The organism is Candidatus Methanarcanum hacksteinii (genome assembly GCF_964305265.1).
GTDB classification, from domain to species: domain Archaea; phylum Thermoplasmatota; class Thermoplasmata; order Methanomassiliicoccales; family Methanomethylophilaceae; genus Methanarcanum; species Methanarcanum hacksteinii.
The window spans coordinates 272,262-289,739 of sequence record NZ_CAYATA010000002.1; the positions used below are offsets into that span (position 1 = coordinate 272,262).

Annotated in this window: 16 protein-coding genes and 1 tRNA gene; 5 read left to right on the forward strand and 12 right to left on the reverse strand. The window is 42.3% G+C overall.

Features of this window, described 5'->3' with window-relative positions:
* Positions 1–31: 31 nt before the first annotated feature.
* Positions 32–1,429 carry a glutamate synthase-related protein gene (locus tag ACI2NF_RS02250; protein WP_400146949.1) on the reverse strand — a complete coding sequence of 466 codons (1,398 nt, stop codon included), beginning with the start codon at positions 1,427–1,429 and terminating at the stop codon, positions 32–34.
* A 156-nt stretch (positions 1,430–1,585) separates the two neighbouring features.
* Between ACI2NF_RS02250 and ACI2NF_RS02255 the strand changes: the two genes are divergently transcribed.
* Positions 1,586–2,134, forward strand: a complete 549-nt coding sequence (locus ACI2NF_RS02255; RefSeq protein WP_400149440.1) for a hypothetical protein — start codon at positions 1,586–1,588, stop codon at positions 2,132–2,134.
* Positions 2,135–2,364: 230 nt separating this feature from the next.
* Here the strand turns inward: ACI2NF_RS02255 and ACI2NF_RS02260 are convergent.
* Both ACI2NF_RS02260 and ACI2NF_RS02265 read right to left on the reverse strand, forming a co-directional pair.
* Positions 2,365–2,442: transfer RNA gene (locus tag ACI2NF_RS02260), tRNA-Thr, on the reverse strand.
* Positions 2,443–2,532: 90 nt separating this feature from the next.
* Positions 2,533–3,330 (reverse strand): TIM barrel protein, encoded by a 798-nt coding sequence (locus ACI2NF_RS02265; RefSeq protein ID WP_400152473.1) that lies wholly within the window; start codon positions 3,328–3,330, stop codon positions 2,533–2,535.
* 30 nt (positions 3,331–3,360) lie between these two features.
* On the opposite strand from ACI2NF_RS02265, the gene ACI2NF_RS02270 reads away from it, so the two are divergent.
* Positions 3,361–4,185, forward strand: a complete 825-nt coding sequence (locus tag ACI2NF_RS02270) for a DNA-3-methyladenine glycosylase family protein (RefSeq protein ID WP_400150712.1) — start codon at positions 3,361–3,363, stop codon at positions 4,183–4,185.
* Here the strand turns inward: ACI2NF_RS02270 and ACI2NF_RS02275 are convergent.
* Together ACI2NF_RS02275 and ACI2NF_RS02280 are read right to left on the reverse strand one after the other, a co-directional pair.
* A complete protein-coding gene (locus ACI2NF_RS02275; RefSeq protein ID WP_400149434.1) occupies positions 4,172–4,564 on the reverse strand; it encodes a transcriptional regulator in 393 nt (130 codons plus the stop codon). The two genes, ACI2NF_RS02270 and ACI2NF_RS02275, sit on opposite strands and share 14 nt — an antisense overlap.
* A 118-nt stretch (positions 4,565–4,682) precedes the next feature.
* On the reverse strand, positions 4,683–5,444 hold the full coding sequence (locus ACI2NF_RS02280; protein ID WP_400152476.1) for a tRNA (adenine-N1)-methyltransferase: 762 nt from the start codon (positions 5,442–5,444) through the stop codon (positions 4,683–4,685).
* A 237-nt stretch (positions 5,445–5,681) separates the two neighbouring features.
* Here ACI2NF_RS02280 and ACI2NF_RS02285 point away from each other — a divergent pair, with 237 nt between their 5' ends.
* The gene (locus ACI2NF_RS02285) at positions 5,682–7,088 is read left to right on the forward strand and encodes an ATP-binding protein (protein WP_400211006.1); all 1,407 of its coding nucleotides are present in this window, start codon (positions 5,682–5,684) and stop codon (positions 7,086–7,088) included.
* Positions 7,089–7,143: 55 nt separating this feature from the next.
* Here ACI2NF_RS02285 and ACI2NF_RS02290 read toward each other — a convergent pair whose 3' ends face one another.
* From ACI2NF_RS02290 to ACI2NF_RS02300, 3 genes are read right to left on the reverse strand one after another with little or no spacing between them, the layout of a single operon-like run.
* Entirely contained in the window at positions 7,144–8,199 is a 1,056-nt protein-coding gene (locus tag ACI2NF_RS02290) for an ABC transporter substrate-binding protein (protein ID WP_400211007.1), read from the reverse strand.
* Positions 8,190–8,963 carry an ABC transporter ATP-binding protein gene (locus tag ACI2NF_RS02295; protein ID WP_400211008.1) on the reverse strand — a complete coding sequence of 258 codons (774 nt, stop codon included), beginning with the start codon at positions 8,961–8,963 and terminating at the stop codon, positions 8,190–8,192. Before ACI2NF_RS02295 ends, ACI2NF_RS02290 begins: the two co-directional genes overlap by 10 nt.
* The gene (locus ACI2NF_RS02300) at positions 8,963–9,853 is read right to left on the reverse strand and encodes an ABC transporter permease (RefSeq protein ID WP_400211009.1); all 891 of its coding nucleotides are present in this window, start codon (positions 9,851–9,853) and stop codon (positions 8,963–8,965) included. Before ACI2NF_RS02300 ends, ACI2NF_RS02295 begins: the two co-directional genes overlap by 1 nt.
* 610 nt (positions 9,854–10,463) lie before the next feature.
* Here ACI2NF_RS02300 and ACI2NF_RS02305 point away from each other — a divergent pair.
* On the forward strand, positions 10,464–11,315 hold the full coding sequence (locus tag ACI2NF_RS02305; protein WP_400211010.1) for a DNA adenine methylase: 852 nt from the start codon (positions 10,464–10,466) through the stop codon (positions 11,313–11,315).
* 3 nt (positions 11,316–11,318) lie between these two features.
* Positions 11,319–12,602, forward strand: coding sequence for a type II restriction enzyme (locus ACI2NF_RS02310; protein ID WP_400211011.1), 1,284 nt, complete (start codon positions 11,319–11,321; stop codon positions 12,600–12,602).
* Position 12,603: 1 nt separating this feature from the next.
* Here the strand turns inward: ACI2NF_RS02310 and ACI2NF_RS02315 are convergent, their stop codons facing one another.
* The 4 genes from ACI2NF_RS02315 to ACI2NF_RS02330 are packed head-to-tail and all read right to left on the reverse strand — an operon-like array spanning position 12,604 to position 17,465.
* Complete coding sequence (locus ACI2NF_RS02315; RefSeq protein ID WP_400211012.1) at positions 12,604–13,023, reverse strand: hypothetical protein; 420 nt, start codon at positions 13,021–13,023, stop codon at positions 12,604–12,606.
* Positions 13,016–14,980: an AAA family ATPase gene (locus ACI2NF_RS02320; protein WP_400211013.1), complete on the reverse strand. Its 1,965-nt coding sequence runs from the start codon at positions 14,978–14,980 to the stop codon at positions 13,016–13,018. Before ACI2NF_RS02320 ends, ACI2NF_RS02315 begins: the two co-directional genes overlap by 8 nt.
* Entirely contained in the window at positions 14,967–15,158 is a 192-nt protein-coding gene (locus ACI2NF_RS02325) for a hypothetical protein (protein ID WP_400211014.1), read from the reverse strand. The genes ACI2NF_RS02320 and ACI2NF_RS02325 overlap by 14 nt, the downstream gene beginning before the upstream one ends.
* The gene (locus ACI2NF_RS02330) at positions 15,159–17,465 is read right to left on the reverse strand and encodes a DEAD/DEAH box helicase family protein (protein WP_400211015.1); all 2,307 of its coding nucleotides are present in this window, start codon (positions 17,463–17,465) and stop codon (positions 15,159–15,161) included. It abuts the gene before it with no gap.
* Positions 17,466–17,478 lie beyond the last annotated feature (13 nt).

Here is a 17,478-nt window from a genome sequence, read left to right on the forward strand (position 1 = left end):
ATATCCATTCTTATCCGTGTATTCGCAACACTCAAGCATGTCTTATGCCGGTCGCATCCGATATCTCCGAATCCGTCGTGCACAGATCATCGATGCTCAGATCATGGATGTCTGAATGTCCTGAGGTCCTTGCGAATGTGCGCAGTTGTTCGGATAACGCTTCGAGATAGTTGGCTACACGCTTCGCCCCTGCCTCTGTATCAAGACGGGATACCAATTCAGGGTCCTGCGTTGCGATACCCATTGGGCATTTACCACTGTCGCATATCCTGTATCTCTGACATCCCAGGGCCATCAATGCTGAGGATGCTATGGCGACAGCGTCAGCGCCCATAGCTATCGCTTTCATGATATCACCACCGGTACGGAACCCGCCTGTCATCACGAGTTCCTGTTCCATGCCATGGTCATCCATGTACCTTCTCGCTCTTGCGAGGGCATACACCGTAGGTACGCTACTGACATCCTTCAAGAACTTCGGCGAGGAACCCGTAGCTCCGCCGCGTCCGTCTATGGTGATGAAGTCACACCCTGAATGTGAGATGAACTCCAGATCCTCTTCGATATGGCCTGCGGCGATCTTCACGCCTATGGGCTTCCCTTGGGTCCTGGCACGTAACATATCCACCATATCCTTCAGGTCCTCAGGTGACCTTATCTCCGGGAATGATGCAGGACTCAGGATATCCTCTCCAGCCTTCTTCCCCCTCATCCATGCGATCGCTGCAGTGACCTTGTTACCAGGAAGATGGCCGCCCATACCGGGTTTAGTGCCTTGACCTATCTTGATCTCAACAGCATCACAGCCTGAGAACACATCATCATTCACGCTGTACCTGTTAGGAACGTATTCGAATATGTATCTGTGCGATGAGTGCATCTCCTCATCCAGCACCCCTCCCTCTCCGCTGCACATAGCGGTCCTTGCCATAGCGCTGCCTTTCGCGAGTGCGATCTTTGCATTCGCGGATAATGCTCCGAAGCTCATGTGGGAGATGTACACAGGGATGTCGAGTTCCATCGGCTTTGCGGCACCCTTCCCTATGACTGTACGCAATGATACATCATCACTCCCTTCCAATGGCTTCCTTGCCAATTGAGCGCCTAAGAACAGTATGTCTGAGAATGCAGGGATGGGGCGGAGAGTATCCATCGGTTCGGATGCGTTCTTTCCGGTGAGGGACATCTCCCTTATCTCGTCCATGATCCCTCCGTCGTATCTGATGAGATCGGGATCTATGTCGATATTCTTGGAATCGATGTCTTTCTGCGAAGTCGATGCAGACGAACTATCCTCCATCAGATGGTATTTGTCCTTGGATCTATGACAGATGGGGCACACCCAATCATCGGGAAGGTCTTCGAATCTGACCCCTTCCTTCTCCTCATCATATATCTCGCCGCATACGCTGCATCTATACTTCGCCATGGCCTTAAAACCGTTAACCATATATTTAAAGGTTTGAAGGCCTGGCCTGATCTTACCCAATGACTCCTCATAAAGGGTTTGATGACACTGGCATCACCGCCCTTTAAGATGCTTAAAAGTTAAGTTATATATATCTTCGGTAGAAATCATCGTATTATGTCACTATTCGACGATAATGATAAAGTGGGCCTCGCGATGATAATCCTCGCTGTGGTCACATTTGTGATGGCGATCGTTGGGGTCGTCCTCGTGTTCACGAACGATGGAGACAAACTGCCTGGAATCCTTTCGGCTATCGGAAGCGCATTGGCAGGTGTGATCTACTTCGGATTCGGTAAGAAACTGCGTAACAATGAGTTCACTGGAAAGATGAATATCCTCGTTGCATTTATCAAAGTCACGGCACTCGTCACTCTCATCAACGGTATCTTCAGCATACCCTCATGGGTCAATGTAGCTGTGTACATCGTCATCGCAGTAGTCCTGTACTGGTGCACGATGAAGATGACAGACGGTCAGACCACTGTCAGCGACAACATAATTTGGGTCGTTCTTCTCGTACTCTTCGTACTCGGACTCATCTCATCGATCATACTCATCCTTGGAATCATCACGATACCTTTGGCGATCTGCGGAATCATCATCTACGGATTCATGATCAAACTCCTTTTGGACCCAGAGGTCAAGGGCGCAATGGGAATGTAAACCTGTTAAGTCGATTATCTCGAATAGGTCATCGTCCCGGTCGTATGGTCCGGGGCGGTGGCCCATGTGTTTTCTTATCAGAAATTTGTGATCGGTACAATCCACTGTGAATTTCACTCCAGGGTGAAGATACCACGTATCTATCGATGATATACGTATATTCACTATGTTCAGATGGATTGACCTCTCGAATAGACCATATTCGAAATGTTAGATCGTTATAATAGGATTGGAGCCGCTGACGAGATTCGAACTCGCGACACTTCTGATTACGAATCAGACGCTGTACCGGGCTTAGCCACAGCGGCTTCTGAGACTACAACAGCGTCGAACATTTAAAGATAATGCTTGAACACCAGACTCTGTCCTTGAAAGGTCAGGTTAGAAATGTTCATTTTTCAGAACATATCCCTGAAGACGACAGCATCCTTCTCTTGCAATGGGGATTCGCAGATGAATGTGCAATCCTGCTTCGTATCCCTGAGAACGTTCGCCAACAACTGGAGATCCGGATCCTTGGCCTCCAACGGAAGGTGGGATATCTCTCCCTTATCACCGTATCTTATGCAACTGATGTGGAAATGAGCTATATCTCCAGACAATTTGAAGAAATCCTCTGTCAACGATCTCATATCATCCTCTGTCCTCAACCACCCTATGTCACGGGCATGCACATGCGCCACATCCAATACGGGATGAGTGCCTTGGACGGAATCCATGACCTCCTCGATCTCCTTCAACGTACCCCACTGACCCTTCTTGCCCATGGTCTCTATGCCCAATATGACATCATCAATGCCTTCGTCATCCATGATGTCCTTGCATCTTGAGAGTCCGTCGATGACGGATTGTGTAGCCGTACCTGGGGATTTCCCGTATGATGCGGCATGTATCACGATGAGATATGCACCCATGTTATGAGCGGCACGAACTGTGTCCATCACCCAATTGATGCTCTTATCCCTGGTCTCTTGATTCTCCGAATTGAATGATATGAAGTATGGGGCGTGACAGCTCAGCCTTATATCCCTGTCCTTGGCCATACTGCCAACTTCGAGTGCCTTATCCTCCGATATCCTGGCCCCTCTCACGAATTCAACCTCCAAGGCATCCAAGCCAAGGGCCTTCGTCTTATCCAAACCATCCTTCGGGTTCTTTGAACCCTGCGGATATCCTGCGGGACCAAATCTCAACATGAGGGCACAATATGCAAGGGAGGATATTTGATGTTCGTCATCGTTGTACCTGACATGAGGATCGAATTGGACGTCTCATTGGACCCGACACTAGGTTGCGGACAGGCGCACAGGTGGATAAAGAAGGGAGATATCTGGGAAGGTGTGCTCGGGAAAGAGATAATATCATTGAAGCAGACGGAGGATGGTTTCGAATGCTCAGGTACCGATGATAAGGCGATGATACTCGATTATTTCCGTGCTGATGACGATCTGAATGAGATCTATGCAGATTGTTCGAAGAACGATCCCTATGTAGCCTCATTGGCTGAGAGATGTCCTGGATTGAGACTTCTTAGACAAGATCCTTGGGAATGCATGGCGACATACCTCCTTGCGACGAATGCGAACGTCAAACGTATCGGGTGCATGGTGGAGAATGTATGCAAGGAATTCGGAAAGGACCTTGGCGGAAGACACTCATTCCCGACACCGGAAGAGATAATCGATGGGAAATCACGCATATCCAATTGCAGACTAGGTTATCGTGATGAACGTTTCGTGGAGCTTGCGCATCGTGTCGCCGATGGCGACATCGATCCGTATGAACTGAGGAAGATGGATTATCAGGGATGCGTGAACATGTTGCTTTCAATCAAAGGCATAGGGCCGAAGGTCGCCGATTGCATTGCATTGTTCTCCATGGACCATCTTGAAGCGTTCCCTATCGATGCCCGTATCGGAAGGATGATGAAAGAAAGATACGGACAAGATGGCAATTACAGGGATATCTCCGATTATGCAAGGAGAAGATTCGGAAGATATGCGGGATACGCACAGGAACTGTTGTATCACAGCGGATTCATTGATCCCTGATGGTGATGCTCTTATCGCATGCACAGACCGGCGGTTTACAACCCATCTGCACCTCATAGATCTTCGCTAGCAATCCCGTGCTCTTGACAACGGTGCAGATCCTGCACATCTCGTTGACGAATTCTGATGAATTATCAGCGATGCGCTCTGCGGCCAATTTGATCTCCTCTAAGAACAATTCATACTGAGAGGATTCCTCGATGAGCTGATTCTCCCCTCTCTTCTTCTTGAGATATTGGGATATTGCTGCATCCGTGACACCGAATTTCTTAGCTACCTGGGCCTGTGACATCCCGTGAGTCTTCACCAATTCCTTGGCGACCTCCCTTCTTATGGTCGGGAGCACGTACCATACGACCAATTCACACGGTATCTTCATACTTCACCAAACAGTTAACGCCAATATATAGTTTAAGTGTGTTAATCAGGATTCTATAACGATCCTAGAACCCAGATGTGTCGATGATGTTGTGTAAAGATTCATGAAGGAAGAGGGGTCATGCCCTCTTCCTTCCGTATACGATGTATCCAGTGTGCCCCAACATCTCATAGGAAGGTCTGACTCCGCCTTTATGGACCTCCATCTCGCGTTGCATGATCTCGATGGCGAACACGTCGCAGAAATCCCTCTCGCGCAGTGCGTTCACTACGAGTTCCAACTGATTGGTGTTGGGAATGTATGCGCATATCCTCCCTCCGGGCCTGAGACAAGGCGATAGATTATCCAACGCATTCTCAGGGTCGGGCATATCCATGATCAATGCATCGGCGACCATATCTACATTAGCATCGCGCGCATCCCCGATCTGATATGACCAATACGCATCGAGACCTGTACGTTTAAGATTCTTGAGGGCGCGTTCCGCGTTCTCCTCCTTGAATTCCACCGTATGTACCCTTCCGTTGGGAGCGACGGCCCTTGTCAATGCGGTGGTGAGTCCTCCTGAACCTGCGCCTACTTCCAATACGACACTCCCTGCCCTCACATCGCAATAGTATAGGATGGATGCGGCATCCTTGGGAGTGATTATCTGTGCACCGCGATCCAATGATTCCATGAGTTCGTAGGTCCCTGGTCTGAAAACAGTGAATCTCTTCTTGGCGACCTCGAATGATGAACCATCATCCATATCCTTGAACCTGTTACCGTCGATGGTACCCAATGACGATATCTTCAACATCGTGTAGGCTACTTTGAGCCAATGTTTCCTGTTCTCCTGATCGACAAGATATACGTACTCATTCTCTTGGAAGGGCATATGTTCCGTAACAATGGATGCTGATAAAACATTGACGGAAGGCGATAGGCGAAATATTCGAGTGATCGATACGGATGGGTTGTTCGATGTTGTATGAGTCGATCCTTCGTATCGTTGTGGGTGTTCTCTTTTGGTCACTAGAGGGATGAGGATTTACCGTCGGGTAAATCGTGATTTTTCACTGTTTACCGTCGGGTAAATCGTGATGTTTAAATATACATGAGCAAATGAACAACTATGCTCAAAAGGAAGATCTATCGCGAATTGGTCGCTTGGAAGGAGTCCGATGATCACAAGGCATTGGTGATCAAAGGCGCACGTCAAGTCGGGAAGACCTTCATAGTAAGAGAGTTCGCGAAGGACAATTATGAGCATTATGTGGAATTGAACTTCCTCACCGATCCGATACTGATGAAACTGTTCGATGGTGATCTGAGTGTGAATGGGATCATAGAAAGGATGTCGTTGATACTACATGATGATGCCATCACACCAGGATGTTTGATCTTCCTTGATGAGATACAAGAATGCCCTAAAGCGAGAAAGACACTCAAACTGTTCGCTGAGGACGGCCGCTACGATGTGATAGCGACAGGATCCATGTTAGGCGTATCCGACTCGAGATTGGGGATCTACAAAAGAGGAGAACCATCTACGATCGGCGTAGGGTATGAGAGGACGATCACCATGTATGCCTTGGACTTCGAAGAGTTCCTTTGGGCGAGAGGTGTATCCGACGAGATGATAGATGATCTGAGATCCAAGATCAAAGGATGCATACCTTTGGATGATGTGACGTATGAGATGATGATGAGGCACTTCAGAGCATTCATGATCTCCGGAGGTATGCCTGAGGTCGTACGCAATATCGTAGCTGGGGAGAATGACAAAGCGATAGCCGCCATGGATACAATACTCGCGAACACTCTGGGGGACATAAACAAGTACAACGATGGAGTGGATGTCATCAAGACGAGGAGATGCTTCGAAAGCATTCCCTCCCAACTCAGGGACACGAATAAGAAATTCACATTCTCCAGGATGGTCGACAAGGACAATGAACGCCTTGACAACTCTACCAAACAGAAATACTATGACAATACGGAATGGCTTGGAGCGGCAGGGTATGGGAACTTCTGTCATCTGTTGACGGAACCTGTGCTCCCTCTGAAGGCCAATGAGATCGTGGATCAATACAGGATATATCTGTTCGATACGGGCATGTTGACGCACATCTATGGCCCATCGGCAAGGGTGGCTACCTTCACGGACGATTATCGCTATAACCAAGGTGCTGTGGCAGAGAATGTTGTCGCGGAATGTCTGATGAAATCAGGTATACAGCCGAGATGCTATCGCAAGACCAATGGGAAGAACAGGATGGAATTAGATTTCGTCATAGAGTTGGGATTGGATCTGTGTGTGATCGAAGTGAAATCTGGAAAGGACAGGGAGTTCCCATCGCTGAGGAAAGCATCAGAAGTGTTCAGGATCGACAGACGTATCGTCTTGGAGAAAGGTAACATACATGTGGATGAGGATGGTGTGGAGCATTATCCGTTGTTCGCTGCCGCTTTCATTCGCGAGATGATACGCGGACGTGATGGTTTCGATGAGAACGGGTTGCCTGTTGAGGGAATCTGAACATCATACGGCACGAAGGTTCTGAGAATGGAGGCAGAGGCCTCCGATTCCCTATTCACCTGACGAATCTATAATCGAAATAATCCGTGATATCGATCGTCGTTAACCCTTTAAGCGTACCAGTGTACTTCGAAGGGTTGTTCTTCACGATGAACTCGAACGATGATTCTATCGAATCCTTGTCGTCATCATTGAGTTTAACTCCCCATTCAGCAAGCTCCAGGTATTTTGTCATGATGTTCTTATCCGTGATATTCAACCTATTCATGCATATATCGATGGCTTTGTTCTTCGTACTCGCATCGTTCATGTAATCACAGGCCTTGTCGATCGCATTGAGTATCTTCTTTATGTCGCCCTCTCTCTTCTCTACGAGATCCATGGAAGAGAACATCCCGACTGACATGTACCCTTTGTATCCTTCCTCTGCAACCACATATTTGTAGAGCGTTGGATTCCTCTCGACGACGTTGATGTTCGTGGCGCCTGCGATTATCATGTCCACCTTGCCGGTCGTAAGAGCACCAGAGAGAGCATCGTTGGCGAAATGATAGATGTTGACCTTATCCTTATCATACCCTCCGTCCTTCTGAAGCACCATGATATCACCTTGTGCAGTCTGTGACAGATATTTCAGAAGCAATGAGTAATAGGAGACATTTGTGTTGACGCCTATCTTAGCGCCGACAAGACCTTTCTCGTCACCATTGAATGAATATGGACAATCCAACGCAGCGGCTCCTTTGAGTCCCTCGTCCATCATCCATCTTCCGATGTATTTGTAATCCCCTCCGTATTTGTCAATCATACCAAAGAATGGATCCGAACCGAATCCTGCAAGATCCACATGCCCTGCTGCCAAACTCGTCATCGCATCATTGCCTGATGATGCTTGGACAAGTTTCACATTCACGCCAGCATCATTGAAGTATCCAAGTTCATCAGCGATGAACAACGGCTCGAAATTGTGCTTGACGACAGCGATCCTGTATGTATCTCCCTTCTCGTCACTATCATTCGTGACGATTGCTACGGCGGCGATCACGATCGCCACAACGACGACTATCGCCAATGCTATCTTCATGTTCCTATTCATCTCAATCAACTCCATTCAACGACATTCGGTCTGCCGAGACATTTACAGGTCTGAAGACTGTCGAATATCTCTTTCTTCAATGCAACGTGATCCGTATTTTCGTCTGGTTTCCATTCTCCGACGATACCGCCCGCATCGGATGCGAGCATCACGATCCTCGTCCCGATCTGTATCGCCTCGTCGATGTTGTGTGTGATGAAGATGACCGTCCTCTTCTTCTTGGCCCAGATATCCCTTATCTCCCCGTCCAAGTGACGGCGCGTCTGTTCATCCAATGATGAGAACGGCTCATCCATCAGCATCACATCAGGCTCCATGGCCAATGTCCTCGCTATGGCGACCCTCTGCTTCATACCTCCAGAGAGATCCGCAGGCCTCTTGTCACAATAACCACCAAGACCTACCAGATCCAGATAATCCTTGGCGATCGCCATACGTTCCATGTCCGTATGGGATCTCCTGTCCACGGAAAAGGCAACGTTCTTCTGAACATTCATCCATGGAAGTAGACTGTATTCCTGGAACACGACAGACCTCTTCGATGAGGGTGCGTATATCACCTCGCCACGATACTCTATGACTCCGCGCTGAGGTGTCTCGAAACCTGCGATCATGTTCAGAAGCGTGGTCTTACCACATCCAGAAGGCCCGACTATGCAAAGGAATTCATTCTCCTCCACATCCATGGAAAGATCCCTCAGGATTATGGTCGCTGTCCTGTTGGATTTGTCAGGATATGCCTTCCAGACATTACGGATGGATATCACAGGTTCTGACATTATGCATCACCCACTCCCGTCCTCTTCCTGACATAACGTTCCACAGGGTTGAAGAACAATCTATCGATGGCGAGGCCTATCGCACATATGACGATGATACATGCGAACGCTGTAGTGTAATCCAAGGTGTCGGATGCACCCTTTATCGTAAAACCAATACCCTGCATGACGCCGACCACCATCTCAGCGGCGATGATCATACGCCATGAACTACCTAGTCCGATCCTCAGGCCCGTTATGATGTCCAACACCGAGAATGGGAGCAGAACCTCCAGAAATGTATCCCAACGTGATAGTTCGGACATCTCGGCCACGCGTCTGTTCACCTTCGGTACGTTGCGAAGACCGTTAGAGACATTGATCGCGATCGGCGCTATGGCGACGACACCGACGATGAATATCGCGGAATCGTTACCGAATCCGAACAGTATGAGGACTACCGGCAACCATGCGAGCCCAGGTATCATCTGCAATATGTTAACTGGTACCATCAGGACCTTGTAGATCAGAGGATGCAAGGATACGATGAAACCGATGGCTGAACCTATCAACGCTGCGATGAGGAACCCTATCGTCCAACGTTCCAAACTAGCACCGATGTGCTGCCATATGGTGTACGTGAACACCCTTTCGCCGACCATCAAGGACAATAGATCGTCAAAGACCTCATCAGGCATCGGGAAGAGCATCGAATGTGCAAAAAATGTGTTGTATATCGATCCGACTAACCACCAGATTAAGATTACTATAAGCACTCCAATTATCAGAGTTACTGCATCATCTATGACATTCTTGAATGGTATCGAATGTGAGAGCGTGATGTGATTCCCTTCGGACGAATCCAATGATTCCTCAATCCTCTCATCTATGGTCCTGAACAATCTCTTCATCGGTTGCCATGTATATGCGAGATGACACATAAATAACAATATGATTGATTATTGTGGTAAATTATCGAATAATATATTTTGTTGTAAGTTTGATGCTCTATCTGAAAAACAGTGGGCCAGATGATTTAACCCTGAACACGGCATCGACAATAACCTTGTTACCAACTGTCATTGAGAAATTATCATTCGGTTCTGGTATCCTTGTGTTGATTCTCTTCCTTTTCTGAGTCAAATACTCACTGCCTGACCGAATCGAACAAGCAGAATCACCGTAAGATTAATCAGCATCATACCGATACTGAACATGGTCTTTCGCTTTGTTTGATTCTTGGTCGTTGAGAATAAAGGAAGGTCATTTATTATCCATTGCCAACGATTTCGGATAAATTGATGGTCGTGTCCGCATCACTTTGCCTTATGTGTCGAACTCGAGTTTAGAAAACCGAAAAATGATAAAGTTTTGATAAATAATAGTTCCATAGATTTTTCAAAATGATAACTAATACGACTAGCACAGGTAACAATATAATGGGGAAATAAATCACAATTATAACAACCGAACATTTAACCATACCTCTGCCATACAACAATAAGGATAAGTGAACAATAGATGTCATCCAGAAAAACAGTTGCCAAACCATTAGTAAGGCCGTTCATAAAATGGGCTGGTGGAAAAAGACAACTAATGCCTGAATTGATTAAATATGTTCCAAAAAAATACAATTCTTATTATGAACCGTTTATCGGCGGTGGAGCTTTACTTTTTGAGTTACAACCGAAAAAAGCAACGATATCAGATAAAAACGAAGATCTGATAAAAACATATATTTCGGTTAGAGACGAGATAGACGAATTAATCGAATTATTGAAAATGTACGAAGGAAAAAATAACGGTCCAGACTATTACAAAATTAGATCCATGGACAGGGACATTACCATATATTCTAACATGAGGGATGTAGAAAAGGCGGCAAGGCTAATCTACTTGAATAAAACATGTTACAATGGCCTATATCGTGTCAATTCACAAGGCTTATTCAATACGCCATTTGGCAACTACACGAATCCAGCTATTTGCGACGAATATGTATTACGTGCTGTAAGTAATTATCTCAACGGTAACGATATTGAGATATTACAAACTGATTTTGAAAAAACAATTGAAACAGCTTCAAAAGATGATTTCGTATATTTTGATCCTCCGTACGATAGTCCTGACAACACTAATTTTACTGGATATCAGTCTGGTGGGTTTGATAGAGAAGAACAAAAAAGATTGAAAAACGTGTACGAAAAATTGACAGAGGGCGGGGTCTATTGTACATTGAGTAATTCTTCCACAGATTTTATCCATGATTTATACAAAAATTACAAGGTGAAAAAGGTGAAATGTAATCGTGCAATAAATTCTAACGGAAATGACAGAGGGGCTGTTGATGAAGTAATTGTTTCAAATTGGTGAATTATGGTCAGCGTTGAAGATGCATGGAAAGAAATTTTCAAAAAATATGATGTCATTAATAAAATCGATAAAGATGGCTATTTTAGAATAACTGCCAAACAGATCAATGAGTATAAAGAATCACGTTTGATGACAAAATTTGACGAGCATTCCCAAATGCCCCAAATATTCAGAAATAATAAAATGACTATCATTTCTGATTCAAGAGGTTCATACATTATTGGTAGATTTGCTCTTTTTTCGTCAGTTAATTACAAAAATACAGACGATAGGCCCATCGAACCGGTTTATCTTGAAACATTAAAAATTGATGATCTTTACAACGAATCCTCCTCAATGCTCTATGCCTATAATAGCAACATGATGAGGGAATTATTCGGTACAAATAATGTTAGTTTTACTAGCTATGGTAGAATGGGTGCAGGAACGTTTTCGTTTTTGACAGACGAGATAGATAAAAAAGGAAACCCAACTGGAAGAAAATTCACAATCAATGCAAACAAACCTCAAATCGAAATAGATGGCGCGTTTGAAACAGAAGAATCGTTTTTTATTGTTGAAGCAAAAAATCGTTATGTTGAAGACATCAACCTTCGCCAAATATACTATCCTTACAGGCTATGGTCAAGTAAAATCAACAAAAAAGTAGTGCCGATTTTTATGGTACATAGTGACAAATCGTTCTATTTCTACGTCCTAGCTTTTGATGATGAGGGTGATATCAATTCTGTGAAAATTGTTAAATCATATAAATTTGCACCCGCAGATGAACCCATAACAATGGTCGATGTTGTAAATGAATTCAGTAAAATAACTCCTTCTAATCATATACACTCAAATATTTTCCCTCAAGCAGATAAAATGGAGAAAATAATAGACTTGTTAAACCTCTTGAATGACAGAAGTGATGTAACAAAGGATGACATAACAGATTATTTTGAATTTGATCGTCGTCAAACTGATTACTATCTTAACGCCGCTGCATTTTTAGGTTATGTTACAGTCATAAAAAGAGGTCCATTAAGCATTTCGAAAACCGGTAAAAACTCCATGGATAAAACTATAAGAGAGAGAAATATAGATCTTATTAAAGCGATCTTGGAAGATGATGTATTCTACCAAACCTTTGATTATCTTCTCAAAAATGGCGACATGCCGGATAAAGAATATGTTGCCAACCTCATAAGAAAATATTATCCTGAAATAGAAAATAAAGAAACACCTAGCCGTAGAGCAGGAACTGTTGTAGGCTGGGTCAAATGGATTCTTAATCTGACAGAACCATAATTTAATCATCGTTGTTCAATGATTCGGCCATCAACATTGCATATTCAACAACTTCATCATCAGAATTTTTATGTATCTGATCTAGACGATCTATCCCAGCGTTCGCATAAGAGTCACAGATCTTTATTATTTCTTTCATACTTTTCAACACTTCAATACCTGAAAAAGAAATAGCAATAGATTTCAAAATCCACAATTTATCTACAGTACCAGATCCTAATGTCGTAGTAACAAACAAATCTTGCTTATTGGTGGAAGGTATCTCTTTTATTTCTTTAAAATAATAGCCCAACGCAGCAGCCATAACATAAACATCAGTTTTTGAATGACTGCGAAATAGACTGTGGTCATCCATCACCAACTCATCATAAATGTGCGCTTTATCTTTGTCGATAGTACCGGTAGCTCTTTCATCACTCATAGTCAATCACCTTCGAAGTTTTCGTTGCTACGTCATGTTTGATCTTATATTCTGCACCAACACGAACTTTTATTTTTTCTCTAACAGTTTCTGTATATTCTGTATCCGTAGCCAACATCACCACCTGAGTTTCAGATAGATAATTAGGTAATGAAGACGCGATATTATCACGAGGCGCTCCAGATATTCTTCCAAGTGGGGTATCAATTATTACGGGAACAGAGTAGCCACTAACTGAATACAAAGCCGCCGTAAAGGAAAGTGCCAATACCTGACGTTCACCAGCAGATAGATCGCCTAAGCATTCATTCCCATAATCGCTCAATACAGATATTTTATATTGTGAACCTATGTCTTTTATCAAGACATCTGAAAAAGCATCTTTCTTCCATATCATGCTAAAGAAGTAACTACGTGTTTTATCCTCAAGTTGCTTTCTAACATCATCAAGAATTGACTCTTTGACTTCTTTAAAATACCGCCTTAAATTATCAGCAACTTCGTATTGTTTTCTTAAACGACCAACATTGCTGTCAGAAACCAAATTTTTGTTGTATTTTTCTTCCAATGATGCAATGTTTCTTTCATATAGCATGATTTTATTTCCCAATGTACCTTTTCTGGTATTCAATTGACCAAGTGTCTTTTGTTTCAAACTACGATCTTCTTCCTTCTGGCGAATATCCCCTACATTATATTTAGACAATCTATCAGATTCTGCATCTATCCTTTCTGTAAGAGATTCAATCTGTTCTCTACAATCTTGTTTTGATTCGAGATAACTTTTATATGTTTCAGAGAAATTTTTCTTCTTTAACATATTCTGAATAATATATCTTCCTTGAGTAGCTTCACATGAAATATCACTAGGCATAAGTTGATTGAGCAATTGTTCAACACACGAGCGTTCTTCAGAACCGTCTGATAAATCTCTGCCACAAATACAAGTGCCCTTTTCCAGCAAATCCATCAAGAAAACATCTTTCACATTCGGAGGAAGAACCCCTTTTTGTGTTTCTTCTTCTATAAGGTGCTCAGAATATTCTAATGCTTGTAAAGACATTATTATCGGAGCTGATTCAGATATTAATGATTTGACATTATTTTCAATAGTTTGTTTCCTATTAAATTGTATTTTTAATTGATCATCTAATGACTCGCGTGTCCTCTGTATTTGTCTGACTACTGTATCTGAATTGTCCCTTAGATACTGTTCGATTTTAGATATTTCAATTTCCAAATCGATTATCCTGTCTTTTACATTTTTTAATTCAAGTTCTGCTTGGGATTTGCTCGTTTTTAATTCTTCTATCTCTTCAACATCAACCGTAGATTCTGGAGTTTGATTTTTAATGTCTGCATTGATATTCCTAATAGTATAGTCTAATGTGTCTATCGAATTCTGCAATACATCAATTTGTGCTATTTTTTGAACATTTTGTTTAACTTTTGTTGTATCTTCAAAATATTCATCCATTTTTTCTCCATCAAAGAAGAAGAATCCAATCAAATCCCTGGGGATAAAATGCTTTTCGATAAACCAATCAGGTGTGGGTATCGTCCTCACTCCTGCTTTGTCAGATATTTCCACAACCTTAAATATTGACATCCCACGAACTATGTTACCCATTGCTCTTTTGAACGATACTTCTCTCGTAATTATGTGATCTACCTTATCTTTACCCATTTTAATAGATACACTTACTTTTGCAGATTCTCCGATACAAACCTCTTGAATCGCCAATTCATTGATTATTTCTCTTCCTTCGTTGTTTTTTGATTTGAATATCTCATCACCGTACAAACACCATATGATAGCGTTCATCAAATTAGATTTCCCGCCACCATTATCTCCCTGTATTATTGTGAAATTTTTGTCATTATCTACTGAAAAAACAATAATATTCTCGCCTTTGTACTGACGATAATTACAGATGTCAACCTCAAATATTTTCACGAGAAATCACCTTGATTACAATCTCACGGCATTTTGTTGCTCTATTCTTTTTTACATCAATTCTGGAAATATTGCCATGTTGCAACTCAGATCTGAACAAATCAATCATAGCTTTCTTGTATTTTTCATCGATTTCCATCGATTCTATTTTGTTTATAACCAGAGAGTTTTCTGCCATTCATTCGCCTTCTTCAATATTGATAGAAAATTTATCAATTATCTTTTGTATGAGTAAACCATTTTCGTCCTTATTCAACGAATAATCAGAAAATTCCTTGAATCTTTTGTACTCATTAGTAAAAATCTGACATTCCGAATCTAAATCTGGTGAATAATCGCGTGGAATAACAACAAAATCATAGATATTGGCATATTCCTTATCATCGTATCTCCTGAGAACACGCCCTCTTCTCTGAATGTATTCCCTCGGATTTCCTGTACTGGCCATTATAATAGCATTACGTGTCGCAGGAACATCAACGCCTTCATCAAGACACTTTATTGCAACAATTACTTTGATATTGCCGATTGAAAATTCGTGCAATATCTCCTGTCTTTCAGTATTTTTTTCTTCAGCAGTAAATTTCCTGCAAGGAACCCATAATTTATTCAATTCCATTACAACTCTTTCACGAGAACGGATATTGTCATCCTCTGAATCTTTCCCATCTGAACAATAAATCAAACAATGATCAAGAATACCTTTTTCTTTATAGTTTGGCAACAAATCAGTCAAAGATGTCAATTTAGATGCAGCGTTTTTAATAATTCTTGAACGGTTAATCAAAAGGCCTTCGATACAAGATTTTTCGAAAGAAGTTAACTCTTCCTTGTCTTGATATTTTGCCAATTTACTATTGTACTGTTGATATTTTTTCAATTCATCATCATTGATCTGAACAAAAATTGGATAGTAGTTATAGGGAGTTAGATACGTTTTCCCTGTATCTGGGTTGATTTCGCTAATTGCCCTTTGGAGTGTAAAAGTATATACTTCTTTATCGAAGTAAGTTTGAATAAAATTGGTGCCGTCATCATCCAAATATCTTGCTGGGGTGGCACTCAACCCTAAACGATAATCATAATCTTCCAACAAACCGTCGCGATATTTATTCGAACCAGAATTATGGACTTCGTCTGCAACTATGATTTTCTTGCCCTTAATTGGTTTTACAAAATTAATGAAATTGTCTGATGACAAAGTATCATATGTTGTCACTAACGTGATGTTGTCGGTAATCCCGTACGTGTAATTCACTAACGCGTCTTTTGCTTCCCTTAGCCATGTTTTTGAATTATTAAATGCCCTAATAATGGTCAACTTGCGTTCTTTTGATACCTCAGAATCAAGTGTTTTAATCCAAGGATCATCAATTAGATGTTGAAGAGGGACGGCAACAATCAGAATAAATTTCTCACGTATTTGTTCCAACAATTTTTTCACTGCGTGTATGGCAGTAAGTGTTTTTCCAGTACCTGTTGCCATGTTAAAAATACCATGACAGTGATTGGCAAACCAATTATCAATAGCAACAATTTGATAACCGCGCAACCGAACACTTCCAGAATTTCTCTTTTTAAATATTTTTAGTGATTCTTTGTCGCGAGGTACAGATTTTATCCATTTTTCTTTAACGGCATCAGGCAATTCTTTTGTTACTTTCCTCTTAGATTCACCTAATTCCCAATATTTATCAAAATAGGCAACTTTTTTATCAATACGCTCAGGCGAATCCCTCCAATCACAAAATACATCGAATTCTTCAATGTTAGTTTCCCAACCAGAAGAAGATTCATTGATTGAACCTGAAAAAACAACTATGTTTTCTCCATCAGACAATATTCCTACTTTATTATGAAACAAATCTTCAATAAAGAACTCTCCAGATTCTCTTTTTACCAGAACTACTCTGATCTTTAAATTTCCATGAGCGAGCATCCACCCCATAGCCTCAACATGCTCTTCTGCAATATTCTCTGGGGTTAATTCTCTAGACAAAACATTACCAAGTATATGATCAACTTCACTTTCAGAAGTAACTGAATTGATCATTTTTATGTCTTCATCAGAAAAATATGGACAGGTAACAACTTCCATCACCCCACCATTTTCAATAAAATTGGAAATCCCTTCAGCGGCTACTGCTAAAGACGATGATCTGAAGAAACCAGCCATTCGTTTGTATGATGTGGATTCCGAAAGAGCTGGTTCGTAAAACTTTCCAACAACGTCCTCATCAAAATTCGTATCGTACGAATAATCGAATTGTAGATCTCTCAGCATTCGATCTTCAATACAAATGATCAAAAATAATAATTGCGATCTGTTGAAAGATTGTCGACAACCTAAAACTTCGGGATTGTAAGATTGCATCAAGATAGAACTATTCTCCCTCTTCAGGCTTGAAGATCCCATAGCAGGGAGGATCGCTCTGTCACGTGGCCATACAAACCGAAGATTCGGGTCTTCAATGACCAAAAGCATGCATACAAACAGT

Bases quoted from the DNA above. Each gene is read 5' to 3' on its own strand.
- ACI2NF_RS02330 (WP_400211015.1), bottom strand. From the start codon at position 17,465: ATGCTTTTGGTCATTGAAGACCCGAATCTTCGGTTTGTATGGCCACGT.
- ACI2NF_RS02315 (WP_400211012.1), bottom strand. From the start codon at position 13,023: ATGAGTGATGAAAGAGCTACCGGTACTATCGACAAAGATAAAGCGCAC.
- ACI2NF_RS02290 (WP_400211007.1), bottom strand. From the start codon at position 8,199: ATGGAGTTGATTGAGATGAATAGGAACATGAAGATAGCATTGGCGATA.
- ACI2NF_RS02300 (WP_400211009.1), bottom strand. From the start codon at position 9,853: ATGAAGAGATTGTTCAGGACCATAGATGAGAGGATTGAGGAATCATTG.
- ACI2NF_RS02310 (WP_400211011.1), top strand. From the start codon at position 11,319: ATGGTCAGCGTTGAAGATGCATGGAAAGAAATTTTCAAAAAATATGAT.
- ACI2NF_RS02325 (WP_400211014.1), bottom strand. From the start codon at position 15,158: ATGGCAGAAAACTCTCTGGTTATAAACAAAATAGAATCGATGGAAATC.
- ACI2NF_RS02295 (WP_400211008.1), bottom strand. From the start codon at position 8,963: ATGTCAGAACCTGTGATATCCATCCGTAATGTCTGGAAGGCATATCCT.
- ACI2NF_RS02270 (WP_400150712.1), top strand. From the start codon at position 3,361: ATGTTCGTCATCGTTGTACCTGACATGAGGATCGAATTGGACGTCTCA.
- ACI2NF_RS02275 (WP_400149434.1), bottom strand. From the start codon at position 4,564: ATGAAGATACCGTGTGAATTGGTCGTATGGTACGTGCTCCCGACCATA.
- ACI2NF_RS02265 (WP_400152473.1), bottom strand. From the start codon at position 3,330: ATGTTGAGATTTGGTCCCGCAGGATATCCGCAGGGTTCAAAGAACCCG.
- ACI2NF_RS02305 (WP_400211010.1), top strand. From the start codon at position 10,464: ATGTCATCCAGAAAAACAGTTGCCAAACCATTAGTAAGGCCGTTCATA.
- ACI2NF_RS02250 (WP_400146949.1), bottom strand. From the start codon at position 1,429: ATGGCGAAGTATAGATGCAGCGTATGCGGCGAGATATATGATGAGGAG.
- ACI2NF_RS02285 (WP_400211006.1), top strand. From the start codon at position 5,682: ATGCTCAAAAGGAAGATCTATCGCGAATTGGTCGCTTGGAAGGAGTCC.
- ACI2NF_RS02255 (WP_400149440.1), top strand. From the start codon at position 1,586: ATGTCACTATTCGACGATAATGATAAAGTGGGCCTCGCGATGATAATC.
- ACI2NF_RS02280 (WP_400152476.1), bottom strand. From the start codon at position 5,444: ATGCCCTTCCAAGAGAATGAGTACGTATATCTTGTCGATCAGGAGAAC.